This is a genomic window from Ruegeria sp. AWH4_226 (genome assembly GCF_056159225.1).
In genome coordinates this window covers 2,676,601-2,695,563 of record NZ_JBSWUU010000001.1, presented here as the reverse complement: position 1 = coordinate 2,695,563, position 18,963 = coordinate 2,676,601, and the positions used below count along the sequence as shown (strand labels likewise).

The window sequence follows — 18,963 nt, the reverse complement described above, 5'->3', positions numbered from 1 at the left end:
GGTTTGATCCTCCATCCGCTTACAGCCATCTCTTGCGGCGGCGATACGAACGCACATCCCGGAAGCTTTTACGCCCCTCGTCAGACATGCCCAGATAGAATTCCTTTACATCCGCATTCTCGCGCAGATCAGCGGCCGGCCCATCCATGACCACGCGGCCCGATTCCAGGATATAGCCGTAATGCGCGAACCTGAGGGCGACATTGGTGTTCTGTTCGGCCAACAGGAACGATACGCCCTCTTTCTCGTTCAAATCCTTAACGATACCGAAGATTTCTTCGACAAGCTGCGGGGCAAGCCCCATCGAGGGTTCGTCAAGCAGGATCGTTTCGGGTCGCGACATCAAAGCACGGCCCATCGCAACCATCTGCTGTTCACCGCCCGAGGTATATCCCGCCTGTGACCTGCGGCGCTCTTTCAGGCGTGGGAAATACGTATAAACAAGTTCAAGGTCCTGCTGGATTGCAGCCTTTCCATCTTTGCGAGTATAGGCGCCGGTCAACAGGTTTTCCTCAACCGTCAGATGCTCAAAGCAATGGCGGCCCTCCATAACCTGGATAACGCCCTTCTCAACAAGGTCAGCGGGGTCGCTTTCATGCACGCTGGTCCCGCGATACTTGATCGAGCCTTTTGTCACCTCGCCGCGTTCCGAGTGCAGCAGGTTCGACACGGCCTTAAGTGTCGTTGTTTTGCCCGCTCCGTTGCCACCCAGCAGCGCAGTGATGCCACCTTTGGGAACGGTCAGGCTGACCCCTTTGAGAACAAGGATAACGTGGTTGTAGATCACCTCGATATTATTGACTTCAAGCAGAGTTTCCGCCTGAACTTCGGTGTTTTGAGCCGCATCCAGCATCTGCGCATATCCTCAAGCGAGTGTGGTGTGCGGGGCGGCGCCGTCCGCCGCCCCGGTGTTCAAAAGCGCCCTATCAGCAGCGCGGTTCGATGTTGTTTTCCGCCGCGTAGGCCGCCGAATCCTCGGCGATCAGCGGGCCGATAACGTCGCTATCCGTCTGCTTGAACTCGGAAATCATGCTCCAGGTCTTGCTGGCCGCGTCCCACTGGGTCACGCCCACCAGAGCATCACCGCCGTGATTGTCACAGCTGACAGCGAACTCCGGACCAAAGTTTGGCAGACCCAGCTCGGTCATCTTGGCCTCGGTCATCTCCAGCGCTTCCATTCCATCGCGCATCATCGCAGGGGTAATCTCTGCAGTGCCGTGAATTTCCTGCGCAGTCTTGATGGCTTCGGCCGCCAGCATCGCGGCATAAAGACCACGGTTGTACAGAACCGTACCCACCTGATCACCGGCGCCGGCCGCTTTGCCCGAATCCACGACGTATTTCTGAATGTCGTCGAAGACCGGGAAATCCGTACCAACATTGTGGAAAGTCAGAGCTTTGTAGCCGTTGGCCGCATCACCAGCGGGCATCACGTCATGTTCAGCCCCGGACCACCAGATACCGATGAAGTTTTCCATCGGATAACGGATGTTGGCAGCTTCTTGTACCGCGACCTGGTTCATCACGCCCCAGCCCCACATCAGGACATAATCCGGACGATCGCGTCGAATTTGCAGCCACTGAGATTTCTGTTCCTGACCGGGGTGATCCACCGGCAGAGCGACCAGTTCAAAGCCGTGCTTCGCCGACAGCTCTTCCAGCGTGCGGATTGGTTCCTTACCATAGGCAGAGTTGTGATAGACCAGCGCTATTTTCTTTCCACTCAGGTCGCCGCCGTTTTCTTCCAGCAGATAGTTGACCGCGCCGGATGCACCATCCCAGTAGTTTGCCGGATAATTGAACGTATGACTGAACACACTGCCGTTCTTGGCCGAGGTCCGGCCATATCCCATCGTGTGCATCGGAATGTCGTCCGCGGTGGTTTTTGGGATCAGCTGATAGGTGATACCGGTCGACAGCGGCTGATAAACCAGTGCGCCTTCACCCTTGGTTGATTCATAGCATTCGACACCTTTTTCGGTGTTGTAGCCGGTTTCACATTCGACCATGCGAACGGGAACGCCACCGATGCCGCCATCGCGCTCGTTCAACAGAGTGAAATAGTCGTTATAGCCGTCCGAAAACGGGATGCCGCCGGCAGCGTACGGGCCGGTGCGATAGCTCAGGTCCGGGATCACAAGATCGGCGAATGCCGGCCCTGCGGCCATTACGGCGCCCAGCGCCATGGTTGCCAGTTTCAATTTCATCGGGTGTATCCTCCCTTGATTGATCCGATGTTGTGGGTCGGGCTTTACACCCGTTATCTGATTGGGCCGCGCCTAGTGCGGGAACGGCCAGAGTCTGAGTTTTTCCTTTGCCAACCGCCACAATTGCGCAAGGCCATGTGGTTCAAGGACAAGGAACATGATGATCAATGCACCCACGATCACCAACTGAAGATGGGCTACGATATCAGTGGGCCATCCCAGCCAGTCCGCTCCGACAACCTTGAGCACCACGGGCAGGGTTACAAGGAACGCCGCCCCGGCGAATGAGCCGAAGATTGAGCCTAACCCGCCGATAATGATCATAAAGAGGACAAGGAATGACTTCTGGATGCCAAACACCTCTCCGACTTCGACCGCCCCAAGGTATACCGAGAAGAACAACGCGCCAGAGATGCCAACAAAAAACGAGCTGACAGCGAACGCGGTGAGTTTAGCCTTGAGCGGGTTCACCCCGATGATTTCCGCCGCAATGTCCATATCGCGGATTGCCATCCAGGTCCGCCCCGTTGTGCCCCGCGTCAGGTTGCGTGCGATGACGGCGCATATGGTAAGGAAGATCAGGCAGAACAGATAAGTCGCCCAAGCCGGAGCATTCGGACCGGTGATGATGATACCGAACACGTCCCGTTCCGGCGCGTTGATTTGGCCCGAGGCGGAATAGTTGTAGAACCACGGAACCCGATTGAACAACCACACCAGGAAAAACTGCGCCGCCAGCGTGGCCACCGCTAAGTAAAACCCTTTGATCCGGAGGCTCGGCAGGCCGAACAGTACGCCGACGATTGCGGTAATTCCGCCCGCAAGGATCACATGAATGAACATGCTTACATCCGGGAAGGCCGTCATCAGCTTGTAGCAGGCATAAGCGCCAACAGCCATGAAGCCACCAGTACCCAGCGAGACCTGTCCGCAATATCCCACAAGGATATTCAAACCGATCGCAGCGATCGCATAAATCAGGAACGGCAAAAGGAGCGCGTTGGCCAGATAGTCATTCATCAAAAACGGGATGATCCCAAAGGCCACGGCAAGAACGATATAGTAGCGATATCGGTCGAACTTGATCGGAAAGGTTTGGCTGTCATCAATGTAGGAGGTTTTGAAATCCCCGGCCTCACGGTAGAACATAATTTACTTCTCCCACTCTTGCTGCGCCCGGTTGCGCGCTTCGGCATCCAGTTGGTTCGAACCTTTGGCGTATCCGCTCGCCTCGGAGCTGCGCACCAGTTTCATGTAGGCCAGTACCCCGGTCACAAGCCCCGCAAAGGCGAGAATCGCGGCCACGACCAGTTGGCTGTCGGTCAGATCGTCCGAGGTGAGTGCGATGTAGCCAAAGGCCCAGAACCCCGCCCACGCAACCACGTTGATGATGGCGATCAATTTCTGCACGGCTAGACCCTCTCAATGATCTTCTCGCCAAACAGACCCTGTGGCCGGAATACGAGGAAGATCAGAGCCAGCACATAGGCAAACCAGTTCTCGGTCGCGCCACCAACCAACGGGCCGATGGCAAACTCGAACAGCTTCTCGCCCACGCCGATGATCAGACCACCAACGATGGCGCCGGGGATTGAGGTGAAACCACCCAGCATCAGCACTGGCAGCGCCTTGAGCGCGATCAACGACAGCGAGAACTGCACGCCCGATTTGGTGCCCCACATGATCCCTGCGACCAGCGCCACGAACCCGGCCACCGACCACACCATGATCCAGATGAAGTTCAGCGAGATACCGACCGACAGTGCCGCCTGGTGATCATCCGCCACGGCGCGCATGGCACGGCCTTGTTTGGTATACTGGCTGAACGCCACCAAGCCCGCCACCAGCAGCGCCGCGATCACCGTGGCCACAATGTCCAGATTGTCGATAAAGAAACCATAGCCAAAGATGTTGAAGGTAGCCTCATCAATCCACAGGTTGATGCCCTGTGGCAGGCCGACATCCAGTGTCTTGATCTCGGACCCCCACATGAGGTCGGCCACACCTTCCAGGAAATAGGCCAGACCAATGGTGGCCATGAACAGGATGATCGGCTCTTGCCCGACCAGATGCCGCATAACGAACCGTTGGACGGCCCAGGCCAGAAACACCATGACGCCCATTGTCATCAAGATCGCCAACAGCGCAGGCACGTTCCAGCCAAAATAATGGATATGCGTGCCAAAAATAGCGTTGATCAAATGCGAAAAGGGCACCTGACCACTCATGATCCCAACCAGCGTCATCGCTGCGAACAGCGCCATAACCCCTTGGGCATAGTTAAAAATCCCCGAGGCTTTGTAGATCAGCACAAAACCCAGCGCGACCAGAGCGTAAAGCACCCCCGCCATCAGGCCGTTGAGGATGACCTCCATCGCGAAAACGAGTTGTTCAGGCATCTGCGCCTCTCCTCATGTCTGTCTGATGTTCAGTCATGGCTGACCCCCAGATAGGCGTCGATGACGTCTTGATTGCTGCGCACCTCGTCCGGGGTGCCGTCGCCGATCTTCTTGCCGTAATCCATCACCACCACTCGGTCGCTCAGGTCCATGACCACGCCCATATCGTGTTCAATCAATGCGATGGTGGTGCCAAATTCGTCGTTCACATCGAGGATAAAGCGGCTCATATCCTCTTTCTCTTCGACGTTCATTCCGGCCATCGGCTCATCGAGCAGCAACAGCTTGGGCTCGGCCGCCAGGGCACGGGCCAGTTCCACACGTTTTTTTAACCCGTAAGGCAGGCGTGACACCGGCGTCTTGCGGATGTGCTGGATTTCCAGAAAATCGATGATCTTCTCTACAGCCTCGCGATTTTCTACCTCTTCCGCCTCGGCCTTGCCCTTCCAAAACGCCTGCTGAAAGATGTTCGTCTTCATGAAGTTCAACCGCCCGGTCATGACGTTGTCCAGCACGCTCATACCTTCGAACAGAGCGATGTTCTGAAACGTCCGCGCAATCCCCTGACGCGCAACCTCATAAGGCCGCATCGGTGGGCGCTTTGACCCATGGAACCAGACCTCACCTTCCTGCGGGACATAAAAGCCCGAGATCACGTTGAGCATCGAGGACTTACCCGCACCGTTCGGTCCGATAATGGCGCGGATCTCACCCTCGCGAATGTCGAACGAGATGTCCTTGATCGCTACCACACCGCCAAATCGCAAGGTGATGTTCTTCATCTCCATCACCACACCGCCGATCTTTCGGCCGTCTTCGGTGACATATCCTTCGGTGTTATCCAGCATCTGTCACTCCTTGGTGTTCGCAAAAACGGGACGGTGGGCGGGGCGATGACCGCAGGTCAAGCGGCGCACGACCGGCGCTCATTCCGCGGCTACCTTACGCTGGTCGATTGAAACGACCGGCGCTTCCACAATCTCCAACGTCGCGCTGATCGACCCTTTTCGACCGTCTTCATAGGTCACCTCAGTCGTAGTCGATATGGTCTGCGACCCGTCGTAAAGCGCGTCGATAATATCCTGGAATTTGGTCTCAACGAACCCGCGGCGCACTTTTCGCGTGCGGGTCATTTCACCATCATCCGCATCCAGTTCTTTGTGCAGAACCACAAAGCGATGCACCTGACAGCCCGACAACATCTCGTCCGCAGCGACCGACTTGTTCACCTCTTCCACATGATTGCGAATGGTCTCTAACACACGGGTATGACCTGCCAATTCCTGATAGGACGCATAGGCAACGTTATTCCGTTCGGCCCAGTTTCCTACCGCTGTCAGGTCGATGTTGATGAAGGCAACGCAGTAATCCCGGCTATTGCCGAACAGGACGACCTCAAGAATATCCGGATAGAACTTCAGCTTGTTCTCGACGTATTTCGGCGCGAACATTGATCCGTCGGCCATTTTGCCGACATCCTTGGCGCGGTCGATAATACGCAGATGCCCTGTGTCTTCTTCGATGAACCCCGCATCCCCGGTTGCCACCCAGCCTTCGGCATCCTTGGTCGACGCTGTCGAGTCTGGATTTTTGAAATACTCGACAAACACACCGGGGGAGCGGTAGTGGATCTCGCCGTTTTCATCGATCTTCAGTTCAACGTCCGGGGCAGGAACGCCAACCGTGTCGGCCCGTACTTCGCCATCCGGCTGCACGGTGATGAACACGGTGGCTTCGGTCTGGCCGTAAAGCTGCTTCAGGTTAATCCCCAGCGAACGATAGAAATCGAAAATCTCGGGTCCGATCGCCTCGCCTGCGGTATAGCCAACCCGGAAACGACCATAGCCCAACGTATCTTTGAGCGGGCCGTAAACCAGCATGTTGCCCAGCGCGTATTTCATCCGGTCGCCAAAACTCACAGGTTTACCGTCCAGCAGCAATCCACCGACTTTTTTGGCATGGGCCATGAAATAGTGGAACATGCGTTGCTTCAGCTTGCCCGCGTCCTCCATCCGGATCATCACGTTGGTCAGCTGAGTTTCAAACACGCGCGGCGGAGCAAAGAAATAGGTCGGTCCGATTTCGCGCAGGTCGGTCATCATCGTGTCGGCGCTTTCGGGACAGTTCACACAGAAGCCGCACCAATAGGCCTGACCGATCGAGAAAATGAAATCACCCACCCACGCCATCGGTAGGTAGGACAGGATATCTTCATTGCGGGTCAGGTGATCGAACTCGGCCGAGTTTTTGGCGCTTTCAATGACGTTTCTGTTCGACAGCACAACGCCCTTGGGTTTGCCCGTGGTGCCGGAGGTATAAAGCATCACGCAGGTGTCGTCATAAGTGATGTCGGCGATGCGCTTATCCAGTTCCGCATCGAACCGCTGATGTCCTGCACGACCCTCAGCCATGATGTCGTCCAGCGCGTTCATCTGGGTATGGTCGTATTTCCGCATCCCGCGCTTGTCGGTATAGAGGATCTGATTGACCTGATGCAGGTTCTCCTGGATCTCGATGACTTTGTCGACCTGCTCCTGATCGCCGCAGACCACGTACTTGGCGCCGCAATGCTCCATCACATAGGCCATCTCTTCGGCCACGGCATCTTGATATAGCGGAACGGGTACGGCACCGACCATCTGTGCGGCCACCATTGACCAATAATGTGCCGGGCGGTTGCGACCGATCACGGCGATGTGGTCACCTTTTTCAACGCCAAGCTCCAGCAAGCCCAGCGCCAGGGCGCGCACCTCGGCGGCGGTCTCCGCCCAGGTCCAGCACTGCCAGATTCCGAATTCTTTTTCCCGATAGGCCGGGGCATCCCCGAACTGCGTCGCATTACGGTGTAGCAGCGCAGGAAGGGAAACGATCCCTTCAGCGCCCGACTGCGTCTGAGCCAATCTTTCTCTCCTCCCAATCCGGCCTCTCCTCTGGCCAGAAACGGCGGACCCGAGGAAGCCCCCGGACGCCAGCGCCCCGATTAAGGAACGCCTGCACGATCAGCGTCAACTATTTCCTGATGTTTTCTCAATTCTTACGAATTGTAACAGGAGAAAAGGGGGGTGTTCCTGTCTGCAGAAAATGTAGAAAATGGCGAACAAAACCGCGCCACTGTACATCGCACAAGTGTTTTGGTTGGAACCGACTCTTTTGCATCAAAGCCAAAAGTGTTGGATAAGCGGGTCGTGAAGCGAGGCATTGCAAATGGCCGAATCGGGCCTAAAAAGGTCAGCCAACTCGTGTCCAGAGATAGCTGCCTGTTTTGCTATCGGAAGTGGATGCCAGCATCCACTCCGATGCTCTGCCCTGTGATTGTCTGCGACTTGCACAGAAAAACAACCTGAGACGCGACATCGTCAATCTCGGTGAAGCGTTTCAAGGCAGCTCTACTCCGCCAGATATCATAGCCTTCGTTGTCGCCGCCAGGTGTAGGTCCACCACCCCCCAATGCCGTTTCGACCATTAATCCCGGCGCAACACAGTTTACTGTGACATCAGGCGCCAAGGCCGAGGCCAAAAAACGGGTGAGGGGGACGACGGAGGCTTTGCTGGGCGCAAATATTCGGTCCTGATACCAGTCACCATGCCCGAGCGTGGAACCAATATTCACGATGCGACCCCATTTCGAGGCCCGAAGGTGTTTAGCAGCCGCGCGCGCAACAAGGTATGGCCCTTTAACATTCACGGCCATCATTTCATCCCAGATTTCGGGGGTAAACGCATCAAGATCACCAAGCGCGACCGAGTGGCCACCTGACGCAATGGCCGCGTTGTTAACAACAATGTCCAGCGCGCCAAACTCGGCAAGAATTACAGATATGGCGTAGTCAACGGAAGCCGGATCGGTATGGTCGATATGAACGGTGATCGCAGAACCACCGGCAGCCTTGATGCGGGTCCTTACTTCTTCTGCGCGCTCTTCGCCCCGATTGTAACCAATCGCGATACAGACATTCTCGTCAGCAAGACAGGTGCAGATACGAGAGCCCAGCCCTCCACTGCCACCCGTTACAAACGCTATCGCACCGGAGATTTCCATTTTTCCACCCAATCCCTGCCTTTGGGTCAGGCTATACCAACAGCTGCTTCAAGTCGCTCCAGTATAGGCGGGTCTGATGCGGTCCACGACGAATTTGAAGGGTTCGCACGAAAATTTGGCACAGCCAACGTCAACATCCAGTCAGTTGGTCGAAATAGCCCTTTTCGGTTTTTACAGCCAATCTCGTAATATGGGTATCAGCGGCACATCCGCTGCAGGCATTGGATAGTTCCGTAAGTCATTCGCCCGCACCCATTTCAAAGCCTGACCCTCTTTCGACTGCGGGATGCCGTCCCATTTGCGGCAGGCAAAAAGCGGCATAAGCAGGTGGAAATTATCATAGCTGTGGCTCGCAAACGTCAGCGGGGCGAGGCAGGAAGCCCAGGTGTCGATCCCCAATTCCTCGTGCAATTCGCGGATCAGGGCGGCCTCGGGGGTTTCGCCGGGTTCGATTTTGCCGCCGGGGAACTCCCACAGGCCAGCCATGGATTTGCCCTCGGGACGCTGGGCCAGCAGCACCCGCCCCTCTACGTCGATCAGGGCAACGGCAGACACTAATACAGTTTTCACGAGCGGTAATCCGCGTTGATCTGAATGTAGCCGTGCGTCAAATCGCAGGTCCAAACCGTGGCACTGCCATCACCCAGCCCCAGATCGACCGAGATCATAAGATCCTGACCTTTCATGTAAGCAGCGGCGTCTTCCTCACGATACTCAGGGCTGACCCAGCCCTTTTCGGCCACCAGTATGTCCCCGAAACGAATGCTGAGCAGGTCGCGATCCGCCGCAGCGCCGGATTTGCCGATGGCCATGACAACACGACCCCAATTCGGGTCTTCGCCCGCGATGGCGGTTTTCACCAGCGGCGAATTTGCAATGGCAAGACCGTGCACCTTTGCATCCGCGTCCGAAGTCGCCCCCGTTACGCGGATTTCTACGAATTTTGTGGCCCCCTCACCGTCACGCACCACTTGCTGCGCAAGATCCAGCATCACGCGTTCCATCGCTTCGGCAAACGCCGAATTCCCGGTTGCGTCCACGCCAGATGCGCCGGTTGCGCACAGCAGTAATGTATCCGAAGTCGAGGTATCGCTGTCGACCGTGATACAGTTGAAGGTGCGATCCGTCTGCGCCGACAACATCGTCTGCAACGCCGATTGGTCGACCTGCGCATCGGTAAAGATGTAGACCAACATGGTCGCCATATCCGGCGCAATCATACCGGAACCCTTCGCAATCCCCGCAATAGAGACTGTTTTGCCTTCAATCTCGACTTGCGCCGACGCTCCTTTCGGAAACGTATCCGTCGTCATGATGGCCCGCGCGGCATCCTCGATCGCGTGGCGGCTGAGGCCCGTTTTCAAAGCGTCAAGCTGCGTCACGATACGCTCATGCGGCAAGGCTTCACCGATCACCCCGGTCGAGGAGGTAAAGACGCGCCCGACCGGGACGCCGGTTGCTTTGGACACGGCGCGCGTCAAATCCGCGACCGAGTTTTGACCGTAATGCCCGGTAAAGGCGTTGGCATTGCCCGAATTTACAAGAATAGCTGCCGGTCCGTCAGATGGCCCGCCGATCTTGTCCTGGCAGTCCAGAACCGGGGCTGCACGCGTGGCCGACCGCGTAAACACCCCAGCCACCGACGTTCCGGGGTCCAACACCGCAAGCATAACGTCAGTACGCCCTTGATAGCGTACGCCCGCTTCAACAGTCGCAAAGCGCACCCCGTCAATCGCGGGCAAGTCAGGAAATGCCGCTGGTGCCAGCGGGGAAACCTTTGTGATCGTCGCCACGGGGTTTACTCCTGAATCAGTTCGATCTGGCGCATCACTTCGGGGCCGGCCCCCTCAAGCGCGGGGCGCTCGATTTCGGCGGCTTGGGTCAGGTCGTCGATCTGGGCCTGGATCACGCCCTGTTGCAGAGTCTGGGTCAGTTCTGCGCGCACCTGATCCAATTCAGGCGCTTCGGTTTTGCGCTTGTCGTTCAGAGTGACAACATGCCAGCCAAATTGGGTTTGCACAGGCGCGGACACCTGACCTTTTTCCAGCGCAATCACCGCGGCCTCAAACTCAGGCACCATTTGACCGGGCCCGAACCAGCCCAATTCCCCGCCGTTTGGCCCGGAGGGACCAGTGGAATGCTCTTTGGCCAGCTCGGCAAAATCGGCCCCGCCATCCAGTTGTTCCTTAAGCTCAGTGGCTTTTTCTTCGGTCTCGACGAGGATATGGCTGGCATTGAATTCGTCTGCGCCCTCGAAATCCGCGTATTTCGCGTCATACGCGTCCTGTATTGCCTCATCGGTCAGGTTTTCCGCGATCAGCGCATTCACTGTCTGCACGGCACGTAATGAGCGCGCCTCGTTCTCTAGCGCCAAAGTGTTCAGCCTGGTCAACTCGTCCTGCTGCTGGCCAAGCAATTGCTGCTGAATAAGCTGGTCGATGATCAGTTCATACAAAACATCATCCTCGATCTGCTGATATTGCTCAGGCAGAGTGGCAGCAGTCGCGATGACGTGACCCAATGTGATCTCATCACCATTTACACGCGCGACCACGGTACTTGCGTCAGGTTTTGTTTCGGCGGCCAGCGGCAGGGCCATCACGGCAGCAAGCGCCACCGAGGGCAGAAAAGTGAGGCGTTTGGGCATGGAATCATCCTATTTCTTGGCCGCGACAGGGCACAGCGTTGACACTCTGGAACCTGCCGCTTACATCGCTTTGAAGCCTTGGACAGGGCCGCCTTTCACCCCCCGTATCTATGGGTTGCGCGCAAGGTGGGCAAGCCTGTCGCAACCAAGACAAGAACTGATCCGCTGGAGTGAACATGCTGGGACTCGGAACGCTCGCCAAAAAGGTGTTCGGAACACCGAACGACCGAAAGATCAAGGCGACCCGCCCGCTGATCGAAAAGATCAACGCGCTGGAGCCCGAGTTCGAGAAACTGTCAGATGAGGGCCTGATCGAAAAGACCGCCGAACTACGCCAACGTGCGCTGGACGGCGAAAGCCTGGATGCCCTGCTGCCCGAAGCCTTTGCCAATGTCCGTGAAGGCGCCAAGCGTGCGTTGGGTCTGCGGGCCTTTGACGTACAGCTGATGGGCGGGGCGTTTCTGCATCAGGGCAATATCTCGGAAATGAAAACGGGTGAGGGCAAGACACTGGTCGCGACCTTCCCCGCCTACCTGAACGCCCTGACCGGCAAGGGCGTGCATGTTGTCACGGTGAACGAATACCTGGCCAAGCGCGACTCGGAATGGATGGGCAAGGTTTTTGCTGCTGTCGGTATGACCACAGGCGTCATCTGGTCGGGCCAGCCCGATGCCGAGAAAAAGGCCGCCTATGCCTGTGACATTACCTATGCCACGAATAACGAGCTGGGTTTTGACTACCTGCGCGACAACATGAAGGCCGATCTGGCCGAGATTTACCAAAAATACCATAACTTCGCGATCGTGGACGAAGTTGATTCGATCCTGATCGACGAGGCGCGGACACCGCTGATCATCTCGGGCCCGTCGCAGGATCGCTCGGACTTGTATACTGCGATTGACGGCCTGATACCGTCGCTCAGCGATGATCACTTCACCCTGGATGAGAAGTCCCGCAATGTGACCTTCACGGATGAGGGCAATGAGTTTCTGGAAGAGCAACTGATTGCCGCCGGGCTGATCCCCGAAGGACACTCGCTTTACGATCCCGAAAGCACCACAGTCGTGCACCACGTCAACCAGGGTCTGCGCGCGCACAAGCTGTTCACGCGCGACAAGGATTACATCGTTCGCGATGGCAACGTTGTGCTGATCGACGAATTCACTGGCCGCATGATGCCGGGTCGCCGTCTGTCCGAAGGTCTGCACCAGGCCATCGAAGCCAAGGAAGGCGTGGCGATCCAGCCGGAAAACGTGACACTGGCCAGCGTGACGTTTCAGAATTACTTCCGCCTGTATGACAAGCTGGGCGGCATGACCGGCACGGCGCTGACCGAGGCAGAGGAATTTCAGGAAATCTATGGTCTGGGCGTCGTCGAGGTGCCGACCAATAAACCGATTGCCCGCGCGGACGAAGACGATCAGGTTTATCGTACCGCCGCCGAGAAATACGCAGCTATGATCGCGGAAACCAAAGAGGCGCAAGGCAAGGGCCAGCCTGTTTTGCTCGGCACCACTTCGATCGAAAAATCCGAGTTGCTGAGCCAGATGCTGCAAAAAGAAGGCATCGCGCACAATGTTCTGAATGCTCGCCAGCATGAACAAGAGGCGCAGATCGTCGCCGATGCGGGCCGTCTTGGGGCGGTTACGATTGCCACCAACATGGCAGGGCGCGGCACCGACATTCAGCTGGGCGGCAATGTCGAGATGAAGGTTCTGCAGGCGCTGGCCGAAAACCCCGAAGCCGACCCGGCAGAACTGCGCGCCGCGGAAGAAGCTCGTCACGCCGAAGAAAAAGAAAAGGTTCTGGCCGCTGGCGGCCTGTACGTGATGGCATCTGAGCGCCACGAAAGCCGCAGGATCGACAATCAGTTGCGGGGCCGTTCGGGCCGGCAGGGCGATCCGGGACGGACGGCCTTCTACCTCAGCCTTGAAGACGATCTGATGCGCATCTTCGGTTCGGAACGGCTCGATAAGGTGCTGACCACGCTGGGCATGAAAGAAGGCGAGGCGATTATCCACCCTTGGGTGAACAAGTCGTTGGAACGCGCGCAATCCAAGGTCGAAGGCCGTAACTTCGACATGCGCAAGAACGTTTTGAAATTCGACGATGTGATGAACGACCAGCGAAAGGTCGTGTTCAGCCAGCGGCGCGAGATCATGTCTTCTGATGACCTGTCCGAGATCGTCTCGGACATGCGTGAACAGGTGATCGACGATCTGATCGACGAGTACATGCCCCCAAAATCCTATGCCGACCAATGGGACACTGACGGTCTGTACGAGGCGATCAAAGACAAGCTGTCCATCGATGCCCCGGTTCAGGATTGGGCCGCTGAAGAGGGCGTGGATGACGAACAGGTGCGCGAGCGTCTGGTCAAAGCCGCAGACGAAATGATGGCGCAAAAGGCCGTGGCCTTTGGTCCCGAGAACATGCGTAACATCGAAAAACAGGTGCTGCTGCAAACCATCGACAGCAAATGGCGTGAACACTTGCTAACGCTGGAACATCTGCGTTCGGTGGTTGGCTTCCGTGGCTATGCCCAGCGCGACCCGCTTAACGAATACAAGAATGAGAGCTTCCAGCTTTTCGAAAGCATGCTGGATTCCTTGCGGGAAACCGTCACTCAGCAATTGTCTCGTGTGCGTCCTCTTACAGAAGAAGAACAGCGCGAGATGCTGGCCCAGATGGCAGCACAACAGGCGCAGGCCCAGAAAGCCGTTGATCAGGCAGCTGATAAGGCTGAAGCCGTGGCTGAGGCCAAGGCCTCGGGTGATGCGCGGCCCGGCTTTGTCGAAGATGACCCTTCAACCTGGGGTAACCCATCGCGCAACGATCCATGCCCCTGTGGATCGGGCAAGAAATTCAAACATTGCCACGGGCGTCTTATCTGACATTCAAACATTCGCGACACATTGAGTCCCCCTCACGGCCACATATTGGCCGTGATTCGATATCAACATGCGACTCGCTCCTTCAACTGGGGAGGGTGTTGTGTTTGTAATAAAGAACTACGTAACCACCGGTGGCACTGTCGTTTGCGCGCTGGCTATCGGTTACGTGATGCAGAATGGACTTCCTGCGTGGTCTGATCACGCGCAGGGTCCCGAAGATGTTGCCATCGATCAGAACGCGGATGTTTCCGGGCTTGAGGGTATTGTGCTGACCTCCTCGACCCCTGCCTACGAGACACGCGACCATACTACTTCATTGCCACGGACGCTGCAGCCAAATCGGTCGACCCCCTCGGACCGTGTAGATTGCAGCGTCAGCGCCCGGGCGTATGCCGTACCTGGCGCAGCCGCGAAGCTGAACGTCAAAGCCCCCTGCCACGGCAATCAGCGGATCGAAGTTCACCATAGCGGTCTGACCATAACCGAGATGACAGACGAAGATGGCGCACTGTCCCTGACGGTTCCGGCCCTGTCGGAATACGCGATCTTCCTGATCTCACTTGCGGACCAGAAAGGAACCGTTGCAACCACGCATGTGCCGGACATCGATCAATATTCGCGTGTTGCCATACAATGGCAGGGCAAGTCCGACTTGCAAATACATGCGTTGGAATTCGGTGCAAGCTATGGTGACGTCGGTCATGTGTCATCGGACGCTGATGCGCAGGGCACAGGGAACGTCGTACATATGGCTCAGCCCGCGTTTGCCGATGCTCGCAACGTCGAAATTTATTCCTTTCCCGCGGCACAGACAGACCGCTCCGGTTCGATAGAATTGACGGTCGAGGCCGAAGTTACTCCGGAAAACTGCGGCAGGGATCTGAATGTTCAACTGCTAGACTTACGGGGCGGTCAAGGCCTGCAGTCACGCGATCTGGTGTTGAATTTTCCGGACTGTTCCAGAACTGGTGAGTTTCTGGTGTTGAATAATCTGTTCCAAAACCTGACAATCGCGGCAAACTAAATCCGCAGGCAGGCTTGAACTTCAGATGACATTTCTTCGTGTGGTGGTAGCCGCACTTTTCTCGGCGACAATCACCACAGCCGTTCATGCTCAGGACATTTCGCTGACGTCACATGACGGCAAGATCGAAGTGACCGGTACCTTGCTGGCCTTTGACGGGGAATTCTATCGCATCGACACCCAGTTCGGAGAGCTTACGGTCGATGGGTCCGGGGTTACATGCGATGGTCCCGCCTGCCCAAGTCTTACAGATTTCGTTGCCGAAGTGCGGTTTTCAGGGTCATCGGTCATGGCAGAGAAAGTTATGCCAGCCCTGCTGATAGGATTTGCAGATCAGGAAGGTTTGACGATGAAGGCCGGTAACTCTGCGCCGGGTACTCTGACCTATGAACTGTACCGGGACGGGCGCGAAACACCGCTTGGGCGCTTCTTCTTCAATATCGGGAACACAAGCAAGGGCTTTACTGATTTCACCGCAGATAGGGCCGATATCGTGATGGCGTTACGCGAAATTCGCCCCGGCGAACAAAAGGCAGCCGAGCAGGCCGGGTTGGGTGATCTGACCCGCACACGACGGTCGCGCGTTGTGGCGTTAAACGCCTTGGTGCCTATCGTCGCGCCTGACAATCCGGTACCCCATATTTCACCGGTAGATTTGGCGCTTGTGCTGTCTGGCGCTATCAACAATTGGTCTGCTCTGGGCGGGCCGGACGCGCCCATAGCGCTGCACCTCCCCGATGCACAGTCAGGTTTGGCTCAGGGTATAGAGGATCATTTGCTATCGACGGCAAATGACGAACAGCCAAAGCATGCCCAGCGGCATGATCGCAGCAGCGATCTGGTTCTCGCTGTTGCCAACGACCCGTTTGCCCTTGGTATTGCCAGCCAGGCCGAAGCTGACGCAGCTCGCGCGCTGCCTTTGACCGGGGGTTGTGGACATGTCCTGAGGGCCACGCGGCAGGCGATAAAGACCGAAGATTACCCGCTGACATTTCCTATGTTTCTTTACCTGCCCGAGCGCCGCTTGCCCCGCATCGCACGGCAATTCTTGGCCTATACCCAAAGCGCCGATGCTCAGATGGTTATCCGCAGCGCGGGATTTGTGGATCAAGCCCCCGAAAGTCTGGGTATCGGCCTTCAAGGACATCGTTTGGCCAATGCCGTGGCATCCGGCGGTTCCGAGGTGGGGCTGGACGAGTTGCAGCGTATGATCAACACGCTTAGACCAATGTCTCGTCTATCCCTTTCTTTCCGGTTCGAGGCCGGTTCTTCCCGCCCCGATGCGCAATCGCGATCGAATATTCAACAACTTGCGCAACTGCTCGAGGCTGGAATGCTGGACATACGGCAGCTGGTCTTTGTCGGCTTCAGCGACGGTGACGGTGCGGCTGCTGCCAATAACAGGATCGCATTGCTGCGCGCCAAAACGGTGCGCAATGCTGTAGTTTCAGCAGTGGAAACCGCGATCCCAGAGCGTGTGAGTCTAGAGGTCGACGCCTTTGGAGAGGCAATGCCAATGGCTTGCGACGACACAAGCTGGGGCCGCAAAGTCAATCGCCGGGTCGAGGTCTGGGTAAGATAGCGATTACAGATACCCCTGCGAGCGAAAGCTCAGTTCGGTCGATTTGCCGATGATCAGATGGTCGTGCAACGTTAGCCCCAGCGCAAGACAAGCGTCCTGTATCCGGTTGGTCATGTCGATATCCGATTGTGACGGCGTCGGATCACCGGACGGGTGATTGTGAACGAGAATAAGCGCCGAAGCATTTAGTTCCAGCGCACGTTTTGCCACCTCGCGGGGATAGACCGGGACGTGATCGACTGTGCCTTTGGCTTGCTCCTCATCCGCGATTAACACGTTCTTGCGATCCAGATAGAAGACGCGGAACTGCTCAGTCTCGCGATGGGCCATCGTAGTATGGCAATAGTCCAGCAGCGCATCCCAACCCGAGATCACATGCCGCTGCATCACCCGTGCACGGGCCATGCGATGGGCACAAGCTTCGAGGATTTTCAGATCGGTGATAACCGTATCGCCGACACCCTTGATCTGGCGCAGCCGTTCTTCCGGCGCAGTCAAAACACGGTTGAAGTCGCCAAACGTGTCCATCAAAGCCCGTGCCAGCGGTTTTACATCCTGCCGGGGGATAGATCGAAACAACACAAGTTCGAGCAGCTCATAATCCGGCATCGCGGCAGACCCGCCTGACATGAACCTTTCTCGCAGACGTTTGCGATGGTCTTTGATGTACGACGGCAATCGCCCCGCGGGCAGCGGCGCCACCGGGGCTTCGTCGCTTTCGAACAATGAAGGGGCTTCGGCGAAGGCGTCCTTAGTCATGCGGCTAGATTGGCGCAGAATCGGTTGCTGAATGGTTAACGCGGCTGATCTTTGCTGTGCACCAGATCACGCCTTCATCGATGCTTGGGTATGATAGGGACTTCCCGGTCGGAAGTTTCTACAGAAACCAATGATCAGGCACTATTGAAGGGACCGTTGCCCTGCGTTTGAAACAAAACTGAGCCAATCCGTAAGGATCGGCTCAGTTTATTTGACTAAGGGATATGAAACTAACCCTTCATACCGTCCCAGAAAGACTTCACAGATGAGAAAAAGCTTTTTGATTCCGGGTGGTTGTCCTCACCCAGATCATCGAACTCTTTCAGCAGTTCTTTCTGACGGCTGGTCAGGTTGACCGGGGTTTCCACGGCCAGTTCTATGAACATATCACCGATGCCACCACCGCGAAGGGCAGGCATGCCCTTGCCGCGAAGCCGCATTTGACGGCCCGACTGGCTACCGGCCGGGATCTGTACGCGACCGCGCCCGCCGTCGATGGTGGGAACCTCAATCGAACCGCCAAGTGCCGCCTTGGCCATGCTGACCGGTACACGGCAATAGAGGTTCACGCTATCGCGTTCGAACAGCTTGTGATCGGATACTTCGACAAAGATGTACAAATCACCCGGAGGGCCACCGCGCATTCCGGCTTCACCCTCACCCGCCAAACGGATGCGGGTTCCTGTTTCGACACCGGCGGGAATATTGACAGACAGAGCGCGTTCTTTTTCAACGCGGCCTGCGCCACCGCAGACCTTACAAGGATTCTTGATGATCTGACCCAGCCCGGAACAGGTTGGGCAGGTGCGTTCCACGGTAAAGAAACCCTGTTGCGCGCGGACTTTGCCCATACCCGAACAGGTCGGACAGGTGGTTGGTTCCACCCCGCCTTCTGCCCCGGTACCATCACAGGCTGAACAGGCCACGGCAGCTGGTACGCTGATGGTTTTCTGAAGGCCCGAGAACGCCTCTTCCAGCGTTACGCGCAGGTTATAGCGCAGGTCGGACCCGCGCGCAGCACGTCGGCCGCCGCCGCCGCCACGCTGGCCGCCCATAAAATCACCAAAAAGGTCATCGAACACATCCGAAAAGGCGCTGGAGAAATCGCCCTGACCGAATCCACCGCCGGGACGCGCGCCAGCGCCGCCCATGCCGTTTTCAAACGCAGCATGGCCAAACCGGTCATATGCAGCCTTTTTTTCAGCATCGCGCAACACGTCATAGGCTTCGTTCGCTTCTTTGAACTGCGCCTCGGCATCCGGGTTGTCTGTGTTGCGGTCGGGATGCAGTTCTTTCGCTTTTCTACGAAAACCCTTTTTGATCTCGTCCGCCGATGCGCCCTTGGATACGCCGAGCACATCGTAGTAGTCGCGTTTTGACATCAGTGTTTCCTTCTGCCTCAACGTAATCGG

Annotated in this window: 16 protein-coding genes; 3 read left to right on the top strand and 13 right to left on the bottom strand. The window is 56.8% G+C overall.

Features of this window, described 5'->3' with window-relative positions; all coding sequences use genetic code 11:
- Positions 1 to 19 precede the first annotated feature (19 nt).
- From ACXAET_RS13330 to ACXAET_RS13280, 11 genes are all read right to left on the bottom strand, one after another.
- On the bottom strand, positions 20 to 853 hold the full coding sequence (locus ACXAET_RS13330; protein WP_475185805.1) for an ABC transporter ATP-binding protein: 834 nt from the start codon (positions 851 to 853) through the stop codon (positions 20 to 22).
- Positions 854 to 926: 73 nt separating this feature from the next.
- Entirely contained in the window at positions 927 to 2,207 is a 1,281-nt protein-coding gene (locus ACXAET_RS13325) for an ABC transporter substrate-binding protein (RefSeq protein WP_475185803.1), read from the bottom strand.
- 72 nt (positions 2,208 to 2,279) lie between these two features.
- Positions 2,280 to 3,356, bottom strand: a complete 1,077-nt coding sequence (locus ACXAET_RS13320) for a branched-chain amino acid ABC transporter permease (protein WP_475185800.1) — start codon at positions 3,354 to 3,356, stop codon at positions 2,280 to 2,282.
- 3 nt (positions 3,357 to 3,359) lie between these two features.
- Positions 3,360 to 3,617, bottom strand: a complete 258-nt coding sequence (locus ACXAET_RS13315; protein ID WP_068339714.1) for a hypothetical protein — start codon at positions 3,615 to 3,617, stop codon at positions 3,360 to 3,362.
- Positions 3,618 to 3,619: 2 nt separating this feature from the next.
- The gene (locus ACXAET_RS13310) at positions 3,620 to 4,606 is read right to left on the bottom strand and encodes a branched-chain amino acid ABC transporter permease (protein ID WP_475185794.1); all 987 of its coding nucleotides are present in this window, start codon (positions 4,604 to 4,606) and stop codon (positions 3,620 to 3,622) included.
- Between the two features lie 29 nt (positions 4,607 to 4,635).
- Complete coding sequence (locus ACXAET_RS13305; RefSeq protein ID WP_475185792.1) at positions 4,636 to 5,454, bottom strand: ABC transporter ATP-binding protein; 819 nt, start codon at positions 5,452 to 5,454, stop codon at positions 4,636 to 4,638.
- A gap of 78 nt (positions 5,455 to 5,532) precedes the next feature.
- On the bottom strand, positions 5,533 to 7,506 hold the full coding sequence (locus tag ACXAET_RS13300) for an AMP-binding protein (RefSeq protein ID WP_475185789.1): 1,974 nt from the start codon (positions 7,504 to 7,506) through the stop codon (positions 5,533 to 5,535).
- A gap of 365 nt (positions 7,507 to 7,871) precedes the next feature.
- A complete protein-coding gene (locus tag ACXAET_RS13295) occupies positions 7,872 to 8,645 on the bottom strand; it encodes an SDR family NAD(P)-dependent oxidoreductase (protein ID WP_475185783.1) in 774 nt (257 codons plus the stop codon).
- A 171-nt stretch (positions 8,646 to 8,816) separates the two neighbouring features.
- Positions 8,817 to 9,215 (bottom strand): 8-oxo-dGTP diphosphatase MutT, encoded by a 399-nt coding sequence (mutT, locus tag ACXAET_RS13290; protein ID WP_068339728.1) that lies wholly within the window; start codon positions 9,213 to 9,215, stop codon positions 8,817 to 8,819.
- Positions 9,212 to 10,438 carry a bifunctional glutamate N-acetyltransferase/amino-acid acetyltransferase ArgJ gene (gene argJ / locus ACXAET_RS13285; RefSeq protein ID WP_475185780.1) on the bottom strand — a complete coding sequence of 409 codons (1,227 nt, stop codon included), beginning with the start codon at positions 10,436 to 10,438 and terminating at the stop codon, positions 9,212 to 9,214. Before argJ ends, mutT begins: the two co-directional genes overlap by 4 nt.
- Positions 10,439 to 10,443: 5 nt before the next feature.
- Positions 10,444 to 11,292, bottom strand: coding sequence for a peptidylprolyl isomerase (locus ACXAET_RS13280; protein WP_475185775.1), 849 nt, complete (start codon positions 11,290 to 11,292; stop codon positions 10,444 to 10,446).
- 176 nt (positions 11,293 to 11,468) lie between these two features.
- Here ACXAET_RS13280 and secA point away from each other — a divergent pair, with 176 nt between their 5' ends.
- The 3 genes from secA (at position 11,469) to ACXAET_RS13265 (ending at position 16,792) form a co-directional block, all read left to right on the top strand.
- A complete protein-coding gene (secA, locus tag ACXAET_RS13275; protein ID WP_475185772.1) occupies positions 11,469 to 14,186 on the top strand; it encodes a preprotein translocase subunit SecA in 2,718 nt (905 codons plus the stop codon).
- 100 nt (positions 14,187 to 14,286) lie between these two features.
- Positions 14,287 to 15,210 carry a hypothetical protein gene (locus ACXAET_RS13270; protein ID WP_475185771.1) on the top strand — a complete coding sequence of 308 codons (924 nt, stop codon included), beginning with the start codon at positions 14,287 to 14,289 and terminating at the stop codon, positions 15,208 to 15,210.
- Between the two features lie 25 nt (positions 15,211 to 15,235).
- Positions 15,236 to 16,792, top strand: coding sequence for a phosphate ABC transporter substrate-binding/OmpA family protein (locus ACXAET_RS13265; protein ID WP_475185768.1), 1,557 nt, complete (start codon positions 15,236 to 15,238; stop codon positions 16,790 to 16,792).
- A 3-nt stretch (positions 16,793 to 16,795) separates the two neighbouring features.
- Here the strand turns inward: ACXAET_RS13265 and radC are convergent, their stop codons facing one another.
- Together radC and dnaJ are read right to left on the bottom strand one after the other, a co-directional pair.
- Positions 16,796 to 17,551, bottom strand: coding sequence for a RadC family protein (gene radC, locus ACXAET_RS13260; RefSeq protein WP_475185765.1), 756 nt, complete (start codon positions 17,549 to 17,551; stop codon positions 16,796 to 16,798).
- Positions 17,552 to 17,781: 230 nt separating this feature from the next.
- On the bottom strand, positions 17,782 to 18,933 hold the full coding sequence (gene dnaJ, locus ACXAET_RS13255) for a molecular chaperone DnaJ (RefSeq protein ID WP_068339750.1): 1,152 nt from the start codon (positions 18,931 to 18,933) through the stop codon (positions 17,782 to 17,784).
- Between the last annotated feature and the right edge of the window lie 30 nt (positions 18,934 to 18,963).